Genomic DNA, 17,559 nt, shown 5'->3' on the forward strand with positions numbered 1-17,559 from the left:
TTTAAAGTTCCTCCTTTTTACTTCTTTTCAAAATGAAGCGTATTAACTCCGCAACCATGGCATCCGTTGTATAAATATCTGGACAGACATTGACGGATAGCCCATGTTTTTCAGCCGTTTTAGCGGCAATCGGCCCGATGCAGGCGATGATGATCCGGTCTATGTATGTATCCAATTCATGGCGTTTCATGATCTGTAAAAAATGATTGACCGTCGATGAACTCGTAAAGGTTATGATGTCGATATCATCGTTCTTAATAAGCTGCACCAGTTTTTTTTCACTGCTTTGAGGAAGCACGGTATGATAAATAATCAATTCATCACAGGATGCACCAGCTTCATTGATTGCCTCCGCAATAACCGCCCTTGCGAGATTTCCTTTTGCCAGCAACACGCGGGACCCTTTATCAAGCAGAGCATTGAACTCCGCCACGAACCCTTCGGCAACAAACTGAGTTGGAACGAAATCCGCCTTATATCCATGACGTTTCAGTGCCGCTTCTGTTTTGGAGCCGATTACGGCTATTTTCGGAAGCTTTAAAGGCTGGTTACCAAGAAGCTTAAAGAAGAAATCCACCCCATTTTGACTTGTCAGAATGATCCAGTCATATGTAAGCAACTCATCTAACCGCTGTTGTACATCTTCCAAATGATCAGGAAGAGTGAACTCAAGCAATGGCACAAGAAGCGGCGTTCCGCCATTTTTTTCGATCGACTCTTTTAAACCATCTGCCTGTCCTTTCCCTCTGGTGATTAATACCTGATAATCCTTAAGAGGTTGAAAGGGATTCATTACTGATCAAGCTCTTCTTTTACTCGATCGATCAATTCTTTACCGCCCATTTCGCTAATCTGTTTGGCAGCAGCATGCCCAACCGCCTCGGGATCGGTTCCCTCAACCATTTCTTTATAAATAACCTTGCCATCCGGGGCAGCGACCAAAGCCGTCAAGGAAACGGATCCATTATCTTTTGCCACCGCAAATCCGGCAATCGGCACCTGGCATCCGCCTTCCATTTTATCCAAAAAGGCACGTTCCGCTTCAACCGTTCTTTTCGTTTTTTCACAGGTCAATTTCGCAAGTTCCGCCAGCAGCTCTTTGTCGTCTTCGCGGCACTCAATGGAAAGTGCTCCTTGTCCAACTGCCGGAATGCAAATATCTTCATCTAAAAATTCCGTTACGATGTCCTTCTCCCATCCCATTCTTGATAGTCCGGCAGCAGCTAAAATGATAGCATCATAATCTTCCGTTTTCAGCTTATTCAGACGGGTATCGATATTACCGCGAATCCATTTAATTTCAAGGTCCGGCCTTCTAGCCAATATTTGCGCGCCACGCCGCAAGCTGCTTGTACCTATGATGGAACCCGGCTTCAGTTCGGAAAGGGTTTCATGATTTTTTGAAATCAAGGCATCCCGATGGTCCTCCCTCGGTGGTATACAGCCAATTGTCAAGCCCGGAGGCAGCACTGCAGGCATATCTTTCATACTATGTACTGCCATATCAATTTCTTTATCCAGCATCGCTTGTTCGATTTCTTTAACGAATAAGCCTTTTCCGCCTACCTTTGAAAGTGTTACATCAAGGATTTGGTCACCCTTTGTGACAATTTCCTTCACCTCGAACTCGTATGGGACCCCAAGCTCTTTAAGTTGATCGATAACCCAGTTCGTTTGGGTGATCGCTAATTTACTACGTCTAGAACCGACAATTATTTTTCTCATAGTTTCCTCCTATGTATTCCAAAAGTGGAATGTTGAAAGGCTTCCGAAAAGGAAAAAGTTAATTAACACAATCATGAAAGATCCAATATTCAGAAAGGCTAGCGTCCTTCCATACATTTGTTTCCGAATTTTCAAGTATAAAAACACACTGTAAGCGATAAGCAAAATAAATGAGCCGATGATCTTCATGTCCAGCCAGGATACCCCAGGAACTTTTATATATGCCCATTGAATCCCCAGGATAAGGGAAACCACTAATAATGGAACACCTATTACTGCGAGGACATAAGACATTTGCTCGAGCTTTGTTAGATCGCCGAGTCGAAGCAGGCGTTTTCCCCATTTCTTCCGTTTCAATAAATCATATTGGATTAAGTATAAAAGTGAAAAAACGAAAGAAAGCGTGAATGCCCCATATGATAGGATGGCAAAAGTGATATGTATGAGCAGTAGCTCTGAAACCAGGCGCTGTGCAAGCACTTGAGATTCTATCTGAACAGGTGCAAAGGTATGGATGGCCATAACCATGAAACCTAATACATTCGTAAAAAAGACAATAAAATCGACTCTTAGCAATCGGTTAATGATTAAAGATAACGATATGAGGACCCATGCATAAAAATATAATCCTTCAAAAATCGTCAATACCGGGAACCTTCCCGTTTTCAACACATACAGAAATAAAAAAATTGTTTGCAGTACCCAAACAATAGAAAGCAACCAGAAGGCGACCCTGTTCGCCTTCTGGTTATTATTGAGGAAATCGATAAAATATAAAAGCATACTGATGGCATACAACAATACAGTGGCTTCATGCAATCTTGTCATTAGTAATTCCATATCTACCTCATTACTGGACAGGAACTGGATTCAATAGGGATGACTTGGAGCTGTTCCGTTCTTTTTCATCCGCAACCAGCTGGTCTTCAATCAATTCCTCTAAATGGAAGATTTTCACGAAATTATTTAATTGCTCTTTTGCATTCGGCTCATCTGCCAGCTCTTTTGCATAAAGAATCGGATCTTTCAGCATTTGGTTGATGATGCTTTTCGTATGCTTGTTCAGAACTTTTTTGTCACGTTCGCTCAAATGTGGAAGCTTTCTTTCGATGCTTTCCATCGTTTCCTTTTGTATTGATAGGGATTTTTCCCTTAAAGAAGAAATGACGGGAACCACACCAAGTAAATTGATCCATTGATTGAAATCAACGATTTCTGATTCGATCATCAATTCTATTTTCTCGGCAGCTATTTTACGTTCTTCGATATTGGCTTGCACGATCCCTTCAAGATCGTCAATATCATACAAGAAGACATTTTCCAGCTCAGCCAATGTTGGATCGAGGTCACGCGGCACTGCGATATCGACCATGAAAATAGGACGGCCTTTACGAAGCTTATTGATGAATGACATCATTTCTTTTGTTACAAGGAGATCTTTTGATCCAGTGGAAGTAATCAGGATATCAGCTTCCACTAAAGCGCATTGCAGCTCTTGAAGCTGTTTCGCCGTACCATTGAATCTCTCCGCCAGGTCGACCGCTTTCTGAAAGGTGCGGTTAATGACTGTAATGCTGTCGGCACCATTGCTATGCAGATTTTGAATGGCCAGCTCACCCATCTTACCGGCCCCAAGAATCAAGACATTCTTGCCGTTCAGGCCTCCAAAGATTTTCTTGGCAAGCTCGACTGCCGCATAGCTGACGGAAACGGCATTTGTATTGATTTCGGTTTCCGAATGAGCTTTTTTAGCCAATGTAAGGGCTTGCTTGAAGAGATGGTTAAAAACGGTACCGATCGTATCTTCCTTCTGCCCTAACAGATAGCTCGAACGTACTTGTCCCAAAATCTGAGTTTCTCCCAGTATCATGGAATTCAAGCCGCAGGTAACTGAAAATAAATGCTCGACAGCCCCATCGCCTTCATAAATGAACAGATATTTAGAAAATTCTTCTTTATCGATATTAAACCATTCCGAAAGAAATTCCTTTATATAATACCTGCTTGTATGAAGCTGATCACCGACCGCATAAATTTCCGTCCTGTTACACGTTGAAATAATAATATTTTCCAAGATGCTTTTTTTATTTTTAAGAGCTTTCATTGCCTCGGCAAGTTCGGCTTCGTTAAACGATAGTTTTTCCCGAATTTCTACAGGGGCAGTTTTGTAATTTATACCAACCGCTAGAATATGCATCCTTTTGTTTTGCACCCCCAAAATTTTTCATGTAAATTTATTATACCATGTACTAAAATGGTTTTACGCAAATAATATGAACAGTTTATGAATAACGTATGCTACCATGAAAAGACAGCCGAAACGCCCGAAATGCTACAAAAGGTGTCTAAGCGGGATTGGTAAGTTACATACATATTTCGACAATGTGTACAAAAGTACCATATCAAAAATGGCAAAAAACTTCAAGTAATCGAATTGCATAGGAGGATAAAATGAAAACGCAGCGCATTTTCCCAGGAATCGTATTAATCGGTTTCGGGCTCTATTTTTTTCTTGAACATTCCCAAATCGAAATCTTTCCAGGCTTTTTCAGCTGGCCCACTTTATTATGTATAGTCGGTGCAGCCTTCCTGATTCAGGCATATAGCGGTAATGAATATGAGTCCATCCTGCCAGGCGTCATCTTACTGGGGTTCGGGGCTCACTTCCATATCGTCGAGAATCTGGATATTTGGCCGGATAATATAGGTATCTTTATTTTAATCATCTCGCTGGGATTTATTCTCCGGGCACGTAAAACAAATTCTGGAATGTTTCACGGGATGGTAATACTTCTCATCTCGATCACTTTCTTATTCTATGATCAAATCACATCGTCTTTTGGGCTTGTTGAAACAAGTACTGCGAACATCGAAAGGTTTTGGCCATTTGCGTTGATGGCAATCGGCATTTATTTTTTGGTTCGAAAAAAGTGAGAATTGCCGATTCGCAATGTTTGCAAATTCCATGATGAAAAAGGGTATTCCAGATGCGGAATACCCTTTTCTTTTACATATATTTCTTAAGGACGCCCCAGGCTTGTTCCTTGCCTTCGCCTGTTTCACCAGAGAATAGAAGCAATTCATCTTCTTTTTCCATATTTAACGTTTGGCGCGTGATTTTCAAGTGTTTCTGCCATTTGCCTTTTGGAATCTTATCCGCTTTGGTTGCAATGACGATCCGGGGCAGATCATAATGCTTCAGGAATTCATACATCGCGATATCATCCTTTGTAGGCGGATGACGCAAATCCACAATCAGAAGCGCAGCGCGGAGCTGGTCTCTGGAAGTGAAGTACGTTTCGATCATTTTTCCCCAAGCATCACGTTCAGTCTTGGATACTTTCGCATAACCATAACCCGGTACATCCACAAAATGGAGTGCTTCATTTATGATATAAAAATTCAAGGTCTGCGTCTTACCCGGTTTAGAGGATGTGCGCGCCAAGTTTTTTCGATTGATCATTTTGTTGATGAAACTGGATTTTCCAACGTTGGAACGGCCTGCCAAGGCAAATTCCGGTATTGGAGTATTGGGATATTGTTCAGGCTTCACAGCACTGATGACAATATCTGAACTCGTCACTTTCATTCGTTCACACCTACCAATGCATGCTCAAGGACTTCATCGACGTGTGAAACTGGAACAAATGTTAATGCTTTACGGACACTTTCCGGGATATCATCAATATCCTTTTCGTTATTTTGCGGAATGATGATTTTCGTAAGTCCTGCGCGATGGGCCGCTAAAGATTTTTCTTTAAGCCCGCCGATCGGAAGAACCCGTCCGCGTAATGTAATTTCGCCTGTCATGCCTACCTCTTTTCTGATCGGCCTATTTGTAAGGGCCGATATTAACGCTGTTGCAATCGTGATGCCTGCAGAAGGGCCATCTTTTGGGACCGCACCTTCAGGGACATGAATATGAATATCATATTTTTCATGGAAGTTCGCATCAATCTGAAGTTTCTCGGTTTTTGAACGGACATAACTGAAAGCAGCCTGGGCCGACTCTTTCATTACATCGCCAAGCTTTCCTGTCAGGATCAACTTGCCTTTACCTGGTGATAAGGAAACCTCGATTTGCAGCGTATCGCCGCCTACCGATGTGTATGCCAATCCATTAGCTACACCAACTTGGTTCTCGACCTCCGCCTGTCCATAATGGAACATGGTTTTCCCTAAAAACTCCTCGACATTCTTTTCTGATATGACGACCCGCTTTTTATCTCCGGACACGATGATTTTTGCAGTCTTCCGACAGATGCCTGCAAGCTGTCGCTCCAAACTACGAACACCGGCCTCCCGAGTGTAATAACGGATGATTTTTGTAAGAGCTTCCTCACGGATTTGCAGTTGTGTCTTCAATAAACCATGGTTTTCCAGCTGTCTAGGCAGCAAGTGATCCTTGGCTATATGAAGTTTCTCTATCTCAGTATAACCTGCAATCGAAATGATTTCCATACGATCACGAAGCGGGCCAGGAATCGATCCCAAATTATTCGCCGTCGCCACGAACATGACTTTGGAAAGATCGTAAGTTTCTTCAATATAATGATCACTGAAATTATGATTTTGCTCTGGATCGAGCACCTCCAGCATCGCTGCAGATGGATCTCCCCTAAAGTCATTGGACATCTTATCCACTTCGTCCAATAAAAAGACTGGATTGATCGTTCCAGCTTTTTTCATGCCTTGAATGATCCTTCCTGGCATCGCCCCTACATATGTACGGCGATGTCCGCGGATTTCTGATTCATCGCGCACCCCACCTAAAGATATACGGACGAAATTCCTATTCAGCGATGAAGCGATCGATTTGGCCAAGCTGGTTTTCCCGACCCCTGGCGGTCCCACCAAGCAAAGGATCGGTCCCTTCAATGAATTGGTCAATTGCTGGACGGCCAGATACTCAAGCACCCGCTCCTTCACCTTTTCCAAACCATGATGGTCCCGGTTCAGAATTTTTTCGGCTTTATGAATATTCAAGTCATCTTTGGTCGCTTTGGTCCAAGGAAGCGAGATCAACCATTCGATATAATTGCGGATGACAGAACTTTCGGCCGAGCTGGAAGGAACCTTTTCATAACGGTCCAATTCCTTTAGTGCCGTTTCTTTGATGTGCTCAGGCATTTCCGCTTCTTCTATCTTTTCGTTGAGAACCTCAATTTCCCCTGTTTTTCCTTCTTTATCTCCCAATTCCTTTTGGATCGCTTTCATTTGTTCTCGTAAGTAATATTCCTTTTGAGTCCGTTCCATCGAACGCTTAACACGCTGGCCGATTTTTTTCTCGAGAAAAAGAACTTCTTTCTCGTTATTGATGATCTCGATTACTCGGCTTAAACGCTCCTTCATATCAATGGTCTCAAGCACTTCTTGCTTCTCCTTCAATTTCAAAGGCAAATGGGAAGCGATTATATCCGCTAATCGGCCAGGCTCTTCAATATCCGAAGTAGAAGAAAACGTTTCACCGGTTATTTTCTTGGACATTTTTATGTATTGTTCAAAATAATCCAGTAGAGTGCGCATTAATGCCTGATGTTCAGCATCCTTTTCATCACTGTCTTCATATATTTTAATCTTGGCACCATAATGTGTCTCATAATCGTAAAATTCAATGACTTCTGCGCGGTTCAACCCTTCCACCAACACCCGGATTGTACCATTTGGAAGCTTCAGCATCTGTTTTACCTTTGTTAAAGTTCCCATTGTAAATAAATCTTCTTCACCTGGTTCGTCCAACGAAACATCTTGTTGTGTCGTCAAAAATATAAGATGGTCTTCCACCATTGCTTTCTCAAGGGCTTGTACCGATTTATCTCGGCCTACATCTAAATGAAGTACCATCGTTGGATATACAAGCAGTCCTCTAAGCGGCAGGAGGGGGACGATGATTTCTTTATCAGTCATTTCCTGACACCTCCATCTAATTAGTATCGTCGTTGTAAACTATTTACCCATGTTCTCAACCTTTTAACAATTCTATCCTATTTATATAGAAGTGTCTATTCGTTTACCTTAACACGTTTCGACTGCTATTATTATCTCCAATATTAGATAAAAAAGCACGTCTGAATGCGTGTTTATTTTTACTTCAGGTTTGTCCGGAACGCTAATATGGTCCTTAAAATGCCCCGGTTCTTGTTTTTAGCCGGGGCATTTCCTTTATACACTTTCTTTTTTTGATAGGTCCAAGGTTGTGAGGATTTGTTCCGACATCAATTCTTTTTTCAGTGCCTGATCCAGCACTTCTTTCACATTCGAAACGGGAATGATTTCTATATCCTTGATTTCAGATAGAAGTGGCTGCATGTTTTCGGCTGGGACGATTACTTTCTTTGCCCCGGCCAGTTTTGCTGCCTTGATTTTCGGAATGACACCGCCGATCGGTTTAACGCCGCCATGAATGCTTATTTCTCCAGTCATCGCCACTGTGTGATCAACAGGGATTTTATATATGGCCGAGTATATGCCTGTGGCCATTGCAATTCCTGCAGAAGGGCCATCTACTGGACTTCCGCCCGGAAAGTTCACATGGATATCGAATTGATCGGCAGGCACTCCCATCGACCGCAAAACCGTAATGACATTTTCAATTGAACCTTTTGCCATGCTCTTGCGGCGAATCGATTTGCCGCTTCCGCCGCCGATACTTTCTTCTTCAACGATGCCAGTAATGTTTATCGATCCTTTTTCATCAGTAGCGGCCATGACCGTAACCTCGATTTCCAGCAACGCCCCGCTGTTGGGACCATAAACTGCAAGACCGTTGACAAGACCTATTTTAGAATTCGCTTCTATTTTCCTGTCCATTCTTTGGGTCAGCTGGCTGCTATGGGCCATCCAATCTATATCTTCTTCTCTGATAAAAGTCCTGTTTTCATTAATTGATATTCCAGAAAGAGTCTGAATCATGTTGACAGCTTCCCTGCCATTCCGGGCATAATCCGAGATCGACTGCAAGCCTTTTTCACTGATGGTGATCCCCACTTTATCTGAAGCATTCTTAGCCACGGTGATTATTTCTTCCCGATCAAGTTCACGGAAAAACACTTCTATGCATCTTGAACGTATCGCAGGCGCGATTTCATTTGGTGTTCTAGTTGTGGCTCCAATCAATCGAAAGTCAGCCGGCAGTCCATTTTTAAAAATATCATGGATGTGAGTGGGAATATTTTGATTTTCCTCTTGATAATAAGCACTTTCCAGAAAGACCTTACGATCCTCCAATACCTTTAACAGTTTATTCATCTGTATTGGATGAAGCTCCCCTATTTCATCTATGAAAAGTACGCCTCCATGAGCATTGCTGACTGCACCCTGCTTTGGCTGCGGAATGCCTGCCTGTCCCATTGCCCCGGCTCCTTGATAGATTGGATCGTGCACAGAACCAATAAGCGGATCGGCAATCCCCCGTTCATCGAACCTGGCTGTGGTGGCGTCCAATTCAACGAAAACGGCTGAATTCTTAAAAGGGGACTTGCCATTTTTCTTCGCCTCTTCCAAAACAAGTCTGGCAGCTGCCGTTTTCCCTACCCCTGGAGGACCGTAAATTATCACATGCTGGGGATTCGGCCCGCATAAAGCAGCTTTTAAAGATTTAATCCCATCTTCTTGACCGATGATTTCATTAAATGTGCTTGGTCTGACTTTCTCTGCCAATGGCTCTGTTAACGAAATCGATCTCATCTTCCGTAATTGGTCCATCTCCTTACGTGAATCTCGGTCAATGGAAACTTTTTGTGTCCGCTGGCCTTTCAATAAGTTCAAAAAATACAATCCAATAATAATCCCAAAAAACAGCTGGATAAACAACGCCAATCCTGTCCAATTCATCGTATTCCCTCCTGCTCTCTCCTAGTTTGTCATTTCTGTTAGTATCTCCTTTGGAAGGGCGAAATTATCCAAGAAATTCGTGTTGAAAATTTGGCGTTTTTATCCTAAATAACAACAATTTGAAAAAAAGACAAAGAAAAAGACTGCCGGGATGAACTGGCAGTCTCAGACTGTAAACAACTCGAAATTAACTGGTTTTACCCTACAGTTTTGAGGTTTTAACGTTGATTGGAACGTAGGGCACTCGCTTTCCGCGGGCGGTCCGGGAGCCTCCTCGGCGCTCTGCGCCTGCGGAGGCTCCCTTGGACGCGTATTCCCGCAGGAGTCTCGTACCTTCCGTTACAATCAACTTTGGTCTATAAAAAAAGACTGCCAGATGAACTGGCAGTCTTTCTATTCCTTATAAATCAAGCAGATGTTTTCTTTTCTTGTCCTTTGATGGTTGTACCGTCTTTAAGGACGAGCTTTGGAGATTCGTTTTTCGAAATCGTGCTGCCTGTGATTACACATTTTGCAACATCATCACGTGAAGGCAGGTCAAACATCACTTCAAGAATGATGCCTTCGATGATGGATCGCAGACCACGTGCACCAGTTTTACGTTCAATTGCCTTTTTAGCAATTTCACTTAGCGCTTCCTGTTCGAATTCCAATTCAACATCGTCAAGCTCAAGCAACTTTTGATATTGTTTAACAAGGGCATTTTTCGGTTTTGTCAGGATTTCGATCAAAGCAGCTTCATCCAATTGCTCAAGAGTCGCAATTACCGGAAGACGTCCGATGAATTCCGGAATTAAACCGAAACGAAGCAAGTCTTCAGGAAGGACTTTGGAAAGCAATTCTTTTTCTGCAACATCATCCTTCTTCACGTCAGAGCCAAAACCAATGACTTTTTGACCAAGACGGCGTTTGATGATCGGTTCGATGCCATCAAAGGCACCGCCGCAGATGAACAAAATATTGGTCGTATCGATTTGGATGAATTCCTGATGTGGATGTTTACGTCCACCTTGAGGCGGAACGCTTGCAACCGTTCCTTCAAGGATTTTCAATAATGCTTGTTGCACACCTTCACCTGACACGTCACGTGTAATAGAAGGATTTTCCGATTTACGGGCAACTTTATCGATTTCATCAATATAAATGATGCCTTTTTCCGCTTTTTCCACATCATAATCAGCGGCTTGGATCAGCTTTAGAAGGATGTTTTCGACATCTTCCCCAACATATCCAGCTTCCGTCAATGAAGTGGCATCAGCAATCGCAAAAGGAACATTCAGTAATCGCGCCAATGTTTGCGCAAGAAGGGTTTTCCCGCTTCCCGTCGGTCCGATCAGGGCGATGTTACTTTTAGAAAGCTCCACATCGTCGACTTTGCTATTGGAATTGATACGTTTATAATGGTTGTAAACAGCGACAGCCAAAGATTTCTTTGCCTGTTCTTGTCCAATCACATATTCGTCAAGAATTTCACGGATTTCCATAGGTTTAGGAACATCCCTGAATTCTACTTCTTCATCAGTGCCCAGCTCTTCTTCGACGATCTCCGTACAAAGTTCTATACACTCGTCACAAATATAGACACCTGGACCAGCAACCAGTTTACGGACTTGTTCTTGTGTTTTACCGCAAAAAGAACATTTTAACTGTCCTTTTTCATCATTAAATTTAAACATGTACGTTCACCCCTTTAAATACTCTTCCAACTCTATTACATAGCGGTACCCAATCGTATTGAAAAAACTAGGCACACATCTACTTAAGCATTCCAAAATCCCTAGTATGTTTTGCATTTTATCATGTTCTTGGAAGTTTAGTAACAAAAATGCTCACGCGTCCGAGTTGTTAAATAAGTACAATAATCAATCAATATGTATTTGCCCTTTACCAGTATGCCCAAAACTTTGGATTTTTAAAAGCAGGATTTGCTGTATAAATATGTATATGCGGTATTAGAACTAATCTACACTGAAATCCAAAAAAAATCAATCAGGAAATTACCGATATTTGAAATTTACACTAATTCTCAATATGTATAAAACAAGGCACGATTACTCGCGCCTTGTTTTTTTAAAGGAAATATTTAAATCTACTTATTTATAAAAATTATTTTGCGTCAACTGTTTTGCTGTTTTCTACCAAGAAGTCAATTGCTTTCTTAATTTTAAGATCGCCTTTGATTCCTTCTAAGTTTCCAAGAGCTTGTTTGATCGCATCAACTTCCATATTGTACATAGTAGCCATTTGTGCAAGTTCAGCTTCTACATCTTCGTCAGTCGCTTCAAGTTTTTCAACTTCAGCGATTGCTTCAAGAGTTAGGCTCGTACGAACTTGTCCTTCAGCTTCTTCTTTCATTTGCGCTTTTAAAGCTTCTTCGTCTTGACCTGAGAATTGGTAGTAAAGTTCCAAATTCAGACCTTGAGATTGAATGCGTTGAGAGAACTCATTCATCATGCGGTCAACTTCATTTGAAATCATCGCTTCAGGAACGTCCATTTCTGCGCCTTCAACAGCTTTACCAATTACAGTGTTTTGAATGAAGTTTTCTTCTTCGTGTTTTTTGTCATGCTCTAATTTATGTTTTGTTTTTTCTTTAAGTTCAGCCAAAGTTTCCACTTCGTCGTCGACATCTTTCGCGAACTCATCATCCAACTCAGGAAGTTGTTTTGTTTTGATTTCATGAATTTTCACTTTGAATACTGCTGGTTTACCTGCAAGTTCAGCAGCATGGTATTCTTCAGGGAATGTAACTTCGATATCTTTTTCAGCGCCAGTTTCAAGACCGACAAGTTGCTCTTCAAATCCTGGAATGAAAGAGTTTGAACCGATTTCCAATGAATGGTTTTCTGAAGCTCCACCTTCGAATGCTTCACCATCAACGAATCCTTCAAAGTCAAGAACAACTGTATCGCCTTCAGCAACTTGTCCTTCTTCTTTAACGACAAGCTCAGCTTGACGCTCTTGTAAAGTTTTCAATTCGTTTTCAACATCTTCGTCAGTTACTTCAGTATTGAATTTTTCAACTTCAACACCTTTGTAATCTCCCAATTTAACTTCAGGCTTAACTGTTACAGTTGCAGTGAAGATCAGGTTTTCGCCTTTTTCCATTTTCTCGATGTCGATTTCAGGACGATCTACAGGCTGAATTCCAGCTTCTTCGACAGCATTTGCATAAGCATCTGGAAGAATGATATCAAGCGCATCTTGGTAAAGTGATTCTACGCCGAATTTTTTTTCGAACATTTGACGTGGCATTTTACCTTTACGGAAGCCAGGTACATTTACTTGTTTCACTACTTTTTTGAAAGCTGCGTCTAAACCTTCGTTTACTTTTGCAGCGTCAACTTCAATTGTTAGTACGCCTTGATTACCTTCTTGTTTTTCCCATTTTACAGACATGTGTTTCCCTCCAAAAAATCTATATACTTCAATAATAAGCATTGGATGAATATGCTTTGCAAGTGTTAACAAGTCATCCTTCAAATATACCCAAAAAATATTGGGGAAATCGTCAAAATTAGACGAATATACATTACAACCACTACATTATACCACAGGATTAATCTGTTACAACAGCAATAGCTTAAATAATGGGATAAGAAATTTCTTCAATTTCTTTTATATAGGAAAGAATATCCGTAATGCTTTCCTCATCAGCTTGGTACAGGTCCGCTAAGTCCCTACCGAAAACTTCCCCGGTCATGTATTCTTCCGCCAAGGCATGATAGGCAGCTGCCCATGCAGGCAAGCTTTCAGGTCCGGGTTCAAGAGGAAACAATAAAAAAGAATGACGTTCAATCAAACTATGGACCATTTCAAATAAGCTCGGATTATCCTGACTGATTTCCGCTTCGGTCAGTCCGGTTACCTTCTTATAGAAGTCCGTCTCCTTCAAACTTTTCAATTCCCTTGGTATGACCGACTTCGATTGATTGAATTTCCTCAACGTCACTTCCTCGTTATATTCCTGGTCGATAAGGATGTTAAGGAGCATCGTTTTAAAGAAAGGGTGTCCTTCATCTTTTTGTAGAAATTTTTCGATTTGAGGGATAAATGGTCGAATATTGATATTCGTGAGTTTTGAAATGACCATTAGCATTTCATTATCCGTTTTCCCTTCAAAAAGTTCATCCTCCTGCAATTCCTCTGAAAGCTGCTGATTTTGCCTTTCCTTCTCCTCTTTTTTATCCTCAAGGGCCCTTTTACTGAACTGAAGCATCTTTTCGAAATGTTCCTCTTTATCAAAGGGAATTTGGCTTTCTTCAAATAGCAGTTCGATCGTCGTGACCATTTCCTGATGCTCGCCTAATTGCAGAAGTACCATCAAATAAATATTGATCAGTTGAAAATAGTCACCGATGCCTTTATTCAGCATCTCTATACACAACTCTTTTGACTCCTTGTAATGCTCAAGTTCGACTAGTGAGACCACTAGCCCCATGCAAACTTCATCATTCTCGGGCTCATACTCCCTGGCTTGGCTGAAAAGCTGTGCAGCCGCTTTAAAGTTTCTGTTCCCAAGCTCATCCAATCCCTTTGCAATCAGCCTTTCACCGAGATTTGGAAAGGCGATAATCTTGGTTTCTCCGGCCTTCTTTTGGTTATTCTCATTATCCATCCTATTTTCCGCCTCACCGTTCGCTTTTTGAAAAACAGTTTAGCATGTAATAGCAGGAAACACAAAATTTATATGGGCGGATGAACACCTTTCTTTCCCAGATAAAAAAATCCCGCATCCTTTCAAATTAAGAAAGGAGAACGGGATATGCCTTCTTCTATTAAATACTCGAAACCGCCTTTTTTTGAGATTCATAGGCAGAAATCTCTTTATCATATTGAAGCGTTATCGAAATTTCATCCCAGCCTTTGATGAGCATTTCCTTCCAATATGGATGTATTTCAAAGCTTGTTTCAAACCCTTGACCATCATTCAATGTCTGATTGGGAAGGTCGATCGTCAACTCATAGTCAGGTGCGGACACTCTCTCCATTAAATAGTTTACTTCAGCCTGGGTTAAAGCGATGGGGACCATGCCATTTTTCATGCAATTACTTTTAAAGATATCAGCATAAGACGGAGCGATGATGATATCGAATCCGTAGTCTTTCAATGACCAAGGGGCATGCTCACGCGAAGAACCGCAGCCAAAATTTTCTCCTGCTATTAAAATGGACGTGTTTTGATTATGAGGCTGATTCAATTCAAAATCAGGACGCTTCTTTCCATTTTCATCAAAACGCCAGTTATAGAATAAAAATTCGCCAAATCCGCTTCGCTCAATCCGTTTTAAAAATTGCTTTGGAATGATTTGGTCCGTATCCACGTTTTTACGGTCAAGTGCCGCCGCTCTTCCTTTATATATAGTAATTGGTTCCATTCTATGCACCTCCGGTTAATTCGTATTCTTAATGGACTTGTTCAGTTCTTTTCAAATTCCTAATATCGACAAATTTCCCATGAATGGCGGCCGCGGCAGCCATAGCCGGACTGACCAGGTGCGTTCTTGCTCCAGCGCCTTGCCTGCCTTCGAAGTTCCGATTACTTGTGGAGGCACAATGCTCACCGGCCGGAACCACGTCAGGATTCATGCTCAGGCACATGCTGCAGCCCGATTCACGCCATTCGAAGCCCGCAGATTTGAAAATTTCATCCAACCCTTCATCTTCCGCTTGCCTTTTGACGCTTTGTGAACCGGGAACGACCATCGCCCGAACTCCTTTTTGAACAGTTTGGCCTTCAATCATTTCTGCAGCTTGCCGTAAGTCCTCAATGCGTGAATTGGTACATGATCCTATGAAAACATGTTGTACGGGAATTTCCGTGATCGGCATGCCTTCCTTAAGACCCATATACTCAATGGCTCGATTCAGTTCCTTGGGATCCATGATATCTTCGGCGAAGGTAGGCACTTTACCGTCAACGCCACTAGCCATTCCAGGGTTCGTCCCCCAGCTCACCATTGGTGGAATCAAACTGCCATCAAGAATGATTTCTTGGTCATAAACAGCATCCTCCTCACTGGAAAGTGACTTCCAGTCCTGAACACATCGCTCGAACTCTTCTCCTTTCGGCAAATATTTACGACCTTTCAAATAAGAGAACGTTGTTTCATCCGGAGCTACCAGCCCCGCTCTTGCCCCGCCTTCGATCGACATATTGCAAACCGTCATTCTCTCTTCCATCGACATATCCCGGAAAACTTCCCCGCAATACTCAATGATATGTCCAGTACCGAAATTGACACCGAATTTAGAAATCACATATAAAATGACATCTTTCGCCATCACACCATGACCAAGCTTGCCATTAACCTCAAGCTTTAATGTTTTCGGTTTAGTTTGCCATAAGGTTTGTGTGGCCAAAACATGCTCGACCTCACTCGTACCGATTCCAAACGCAATCGAACCAAACGCACCATGTGTGGAAGTATGACTGTCTCCGCAGACAATCGTCATCCCTGGTTGTGTAAGCCCTAATTCCGGCCCGATAACGTGAACGATACCTTGATCAGGGCTGTCTAAATCAGCAAGGCGGATACCGAACTCCTTACAGTTTTGATCAAGCGCCTCTAGTTGTTTCCTTGCAATATCATCCTCGATGAAATAGCGATTAACGGTTGGCACATTATGATCCATTGTCGCGAAAGTACGGTCGGGTCTCCTGACTGTGCGTCCTTTTAATCTCAATCCTTCAAATGCTTGCGGAGAGGTCACTTCATGAATATATTGAAGGTCTATATAAATTAAATCCGGTTTATTCTCCTCTTCATTTACAATATGGCGATCCCATATTTTCTCTATTATCGACTTTCCCATCACTATCCCACCTCGATCAATCTTATATTTTTTTAAAAAACACGGCCTAATGTTAGGCCGTGAAAGAAGTTTATGCGTAAGCTCCCATGATGTTGGAAATGGCTTCCTGGTCTAAAAGATTTGCTTTTATTTCTGCAATCATCTCTGTAGTGGACGTAATACTTGGCTGGCCATTTGCGATATCGCCTGTTCTTAAGCCATATTCAAGGACCGTTTCCACCGCCTGCTCAACGGCTTTTGCCTCATCTTCCAAACCAAAGGATAGACGCAGCATGGACGCCGCTGATAAAATCGTCCCAATCGGATTAGCCAGGTTTTTGCCTGCGATATCCGGGGCGGAACCATGAATCGGTTCATATAGATTAGGCCCACTTGTTGATATGGAGGCAGAAGGTAGCATTCCAAGCGAGCCAGTCAATACCGACGCTTCATCGCTTAAAATATCACCGAACATATTCTCCGTCACGATAATATCAAATTGTTTCGGATTTTTGATCAATTGCATGGCTGCATTATCAACAAGCATATGTTCAAGGATTACATCCGGATAGTCCTTGGCAATTTCTTCTGCCGTCTCACGCCACATCCGGCTGGATTCAAGAACATTCGCTTTATCCACGGATGTTACTTTTTTCTTGCGCTCCGATGCTAATGCAAAAGCAAGTTCAATGATGCGCTTCATTTCGCTTTTCTGATAGAAAAGTGTATCGACGACCGCCTCTTTCCCTTCTTTTTCAACGCGCTCACTTGGCTTTCCGAAATAAAGGCCGCCAGTTAGTTCCCTGACAATCACGAAATCCACATCTTCAATGAATTCCTTTTTAAGAGGAGAAGATTCCGACAAGCTGGAATAATAGCTGATTGGACGGATGTTGGCATAAAGATTCAAATCTTTTCGGATTTTCAACAAACCTCGTTCCGGTCTTAGGTGCGCAGGCTGGTCATCCCACTTAGGTCCTCCAACGGCCCCTAATAATACCGCATCGCTGTTTTTACAAATCTCCACTGTTTCATCCGGCAGGGGTGAACCTGTGTTATCGATGGCCCCGCCGCCAATCTCACCATATTGAAATTCAAAATCGTGTCCATATCTTTGGGCAACGGCTTCGAGGATTTCTACAGCGCCTCTTGTTACTTCTTTCCCGATGCCATCTCCTTGAAGCACCGCAATATTCCTTTTCATCG

14 protein-coding genes are annotated in these 17,559 nt (G+C 42.2%); 1 reads left to right on the forward strand and 13 read right to left on the reverse strand.

Annotated features, from left to right (window positions below; all coding sequences use genetic code 11):
* Position 1: 1 nt before the first annotated feature.
* From ABOA58_RS19355 to hemA, 4 genes are read right to left on the reverse strand one after another with little or no spacing between them, the layout of a single operon-like run.
* Positions 2-793, reverse strand: coding sequence for a uroporphyrinogen-III synthase (locus ABOA58_RS19355; RefSeq protein WP_350299626.1), 792 nt, complete (start codon positions 791-793; stop codon positions 2-4).
* Positions 793-1,725 (reverse strand): hydroxymethylbilane synthase, encoded by a 933-nt coding sequence (gene hemC, locus ABOA58_RS19360; protein ID WP_137020109.1) that lies wholly within the window; start codon positions 1,723-1,725, stop codon positions 793-795. Before hemC ends, ABOA58_RS19355 begins: the two co-directional genes overlap by 1 nt.
* A gap of 9 nt (positions 1,726-1,734) precedes the next feature.
* Positions 1,735-2,565, reverse strand: coding sequence for a cytochrome C assembly family protein (locus tag ABOA58_RS19365; protein ID WP_350299627.1), 831 nt, complete (start codon positions 2,563-2,565; stop codon positions 1,735-1,737).
* 10 nt (positions 2,566-2,575) lie between these two features.
* Positions 2,576-3,922: a glutamyl-tRNA reductase gene (gene hemA, locus ABOA58_RS19370; RefSeq protein ID WP_350299628.1), complete on the reverse strand. Its 1,347-nt coding sequence runs from the start codon at positions 3,920-3,922 to the stop codon at positions 2,576-2,578.
* A 254-nt stretch (positions 3,923-4,176) separates the two neighbouring features.
* Here hemA and ABOA58_RS19375 point away from each other — a divergent pair, with 254 nt between their 5' ends.
* Positions 4,177-4,659, forward strand: a complete 483-nt coding sequence (locus ABOA58_RS19375; RefSeq protein ID WP_101222808.1) for a LiaI-LiaF-like domain-containing protein — start codon at positions 4,177-4,179, stop codon at positions 4,657-4,659.
* A gap of 73 nt (positions 4,660-4,732) precedes the next feature.
* Here ABOA58_RS19375 and yihA read toward each other — a convergent pair whose 3' ends face one another.
* The 9 genes from yihA to leuB all read right to left on the reverse strand — a co-directional run bounded on the left by yihA (position 4,733) and on the right by leuB (position 17,557).
* A complete protein-coding gene (yihA, locus tag ABOA58_RS19380; RefSeq protein ID WP_034308918.1) occupies positions 4,733-5,314 on the reverse strand; it encodes a ribosome biogenesis GTP-binding protein YihA/YsxC in 582 nt (193 codons plus the stop codon).
* Positions 5,311-7,632 (reverse strand): endopeptidase La, encoded by a 2,322-nt coding sequence (gene lon / locus ABOA58_RS19385; RefSeq protein ID WP_137020107.1) that lies wholly within the window; start codon positions 7,630-7,632, stop codon positions 5,311-5,313. Before lon ends, yihA begins: the two co-directional genes overlap by 4 nt.
* 255 nt (positions 7,633-7,887) lie before the next feature.
* Positions 7,888-9,558 (reverse strand): ATP-dependent protease LonB, encoded by a 1,671-nt coding sequence (gene lonB, locus ABOA58_RS19390; protein ID WP_350299629.1) that lies wholly within the window; start codon positions 9,556-9,558, stop codon positions 7,888-7,890.
* 407 nt (positions 9,559-9,965) lie between these two features.
* The gene (gene clpX, locus ABOA58_RS19395; RefSeq protein WP_101222811.1) at positions 9,966-11,234 is read right to left on the reverse strand and encodes an ATP-dependent protease ATP-binding subunit ClpX; all 1,269 of its coding nucleotides are present in this window, start codon (positions 11,232-11,234) and stop codon (positions 9,966-9,968) included.
* 430 nt (positions 11,235-11,664) lie between these two features.
* A complete protein-coding gene (gene tig, locus ABOA58_RS19400) occupies positions 11,665-12,957 on the reverse strand; it encodes a trigger factor (RefSeq protein ID WP_101222812.1) in 1,293 nt (430 codons plus the stop codon).
* 184 nt (positions 12,958-13,141) lie between these two features.
* Complete coding sequence (locus tag ABOA58_RS19405; RefSeq protein WP_350299630.1) at positions 13,142-14,176, reverse strand: tetratricopeptide repeat protein; 1,035 nt, start codon at positions 14,174-14,176, stop codon at positions 13,142-13,144.
* 160 nt (positions 14,177-14,336) lie between these two features.
* Positions 14,337-14,936 (reverse strand): 3-isopropylmalate dehydratase small subunit, encoded by a 600-nt coding sequence (leuD, locus tag ABOA58_RS19410; protein WP_241593815.1) that lies wholly within the window; start codon positions 14,934-14,936, stop codon positions 14,337-14,339.
* A gap of 28 nt (positions 14,937-14,964) precedes the next feature.
* Complete coding sequence (gene leuC / locus ABOA58_RS19415; protein ID WP_350299631.1) at positions 14,965-16,374, reverse strand: 3-isopropylmalate dehydratase large subunit; 1,410 nt, start codon at positions 16,372-16,374, stop codon at positions 14,965-14,967.
* 70 nt (positions 16,375-16,444) lie between these two features.
* Positions 16,445-17,557 carry a 3-isopropylmalate dehydrogenase gene (gene leuB / locus ABOA58_RS19420; protein ID WP_350299632.1) on the reverse strand — a complete coding sequence of 371 codons (1,113 nt, stop codon included), beginning with the start codon at positions 17,555-17,557 and terminating at the stop codon, positions 16,445-16,447.
* Between the last annotated feature and the right edge of the window lie 2 nt (positions 17,558-17,559).

Origin of the sequence: Peribacillus frigoritolerans (assembly GCF_040250305.1) — a bacterium.
Lineage (GTDB): Bacteria > Bacillota > Bacilli > Bacillales > DSM-1321 > Peribacillus.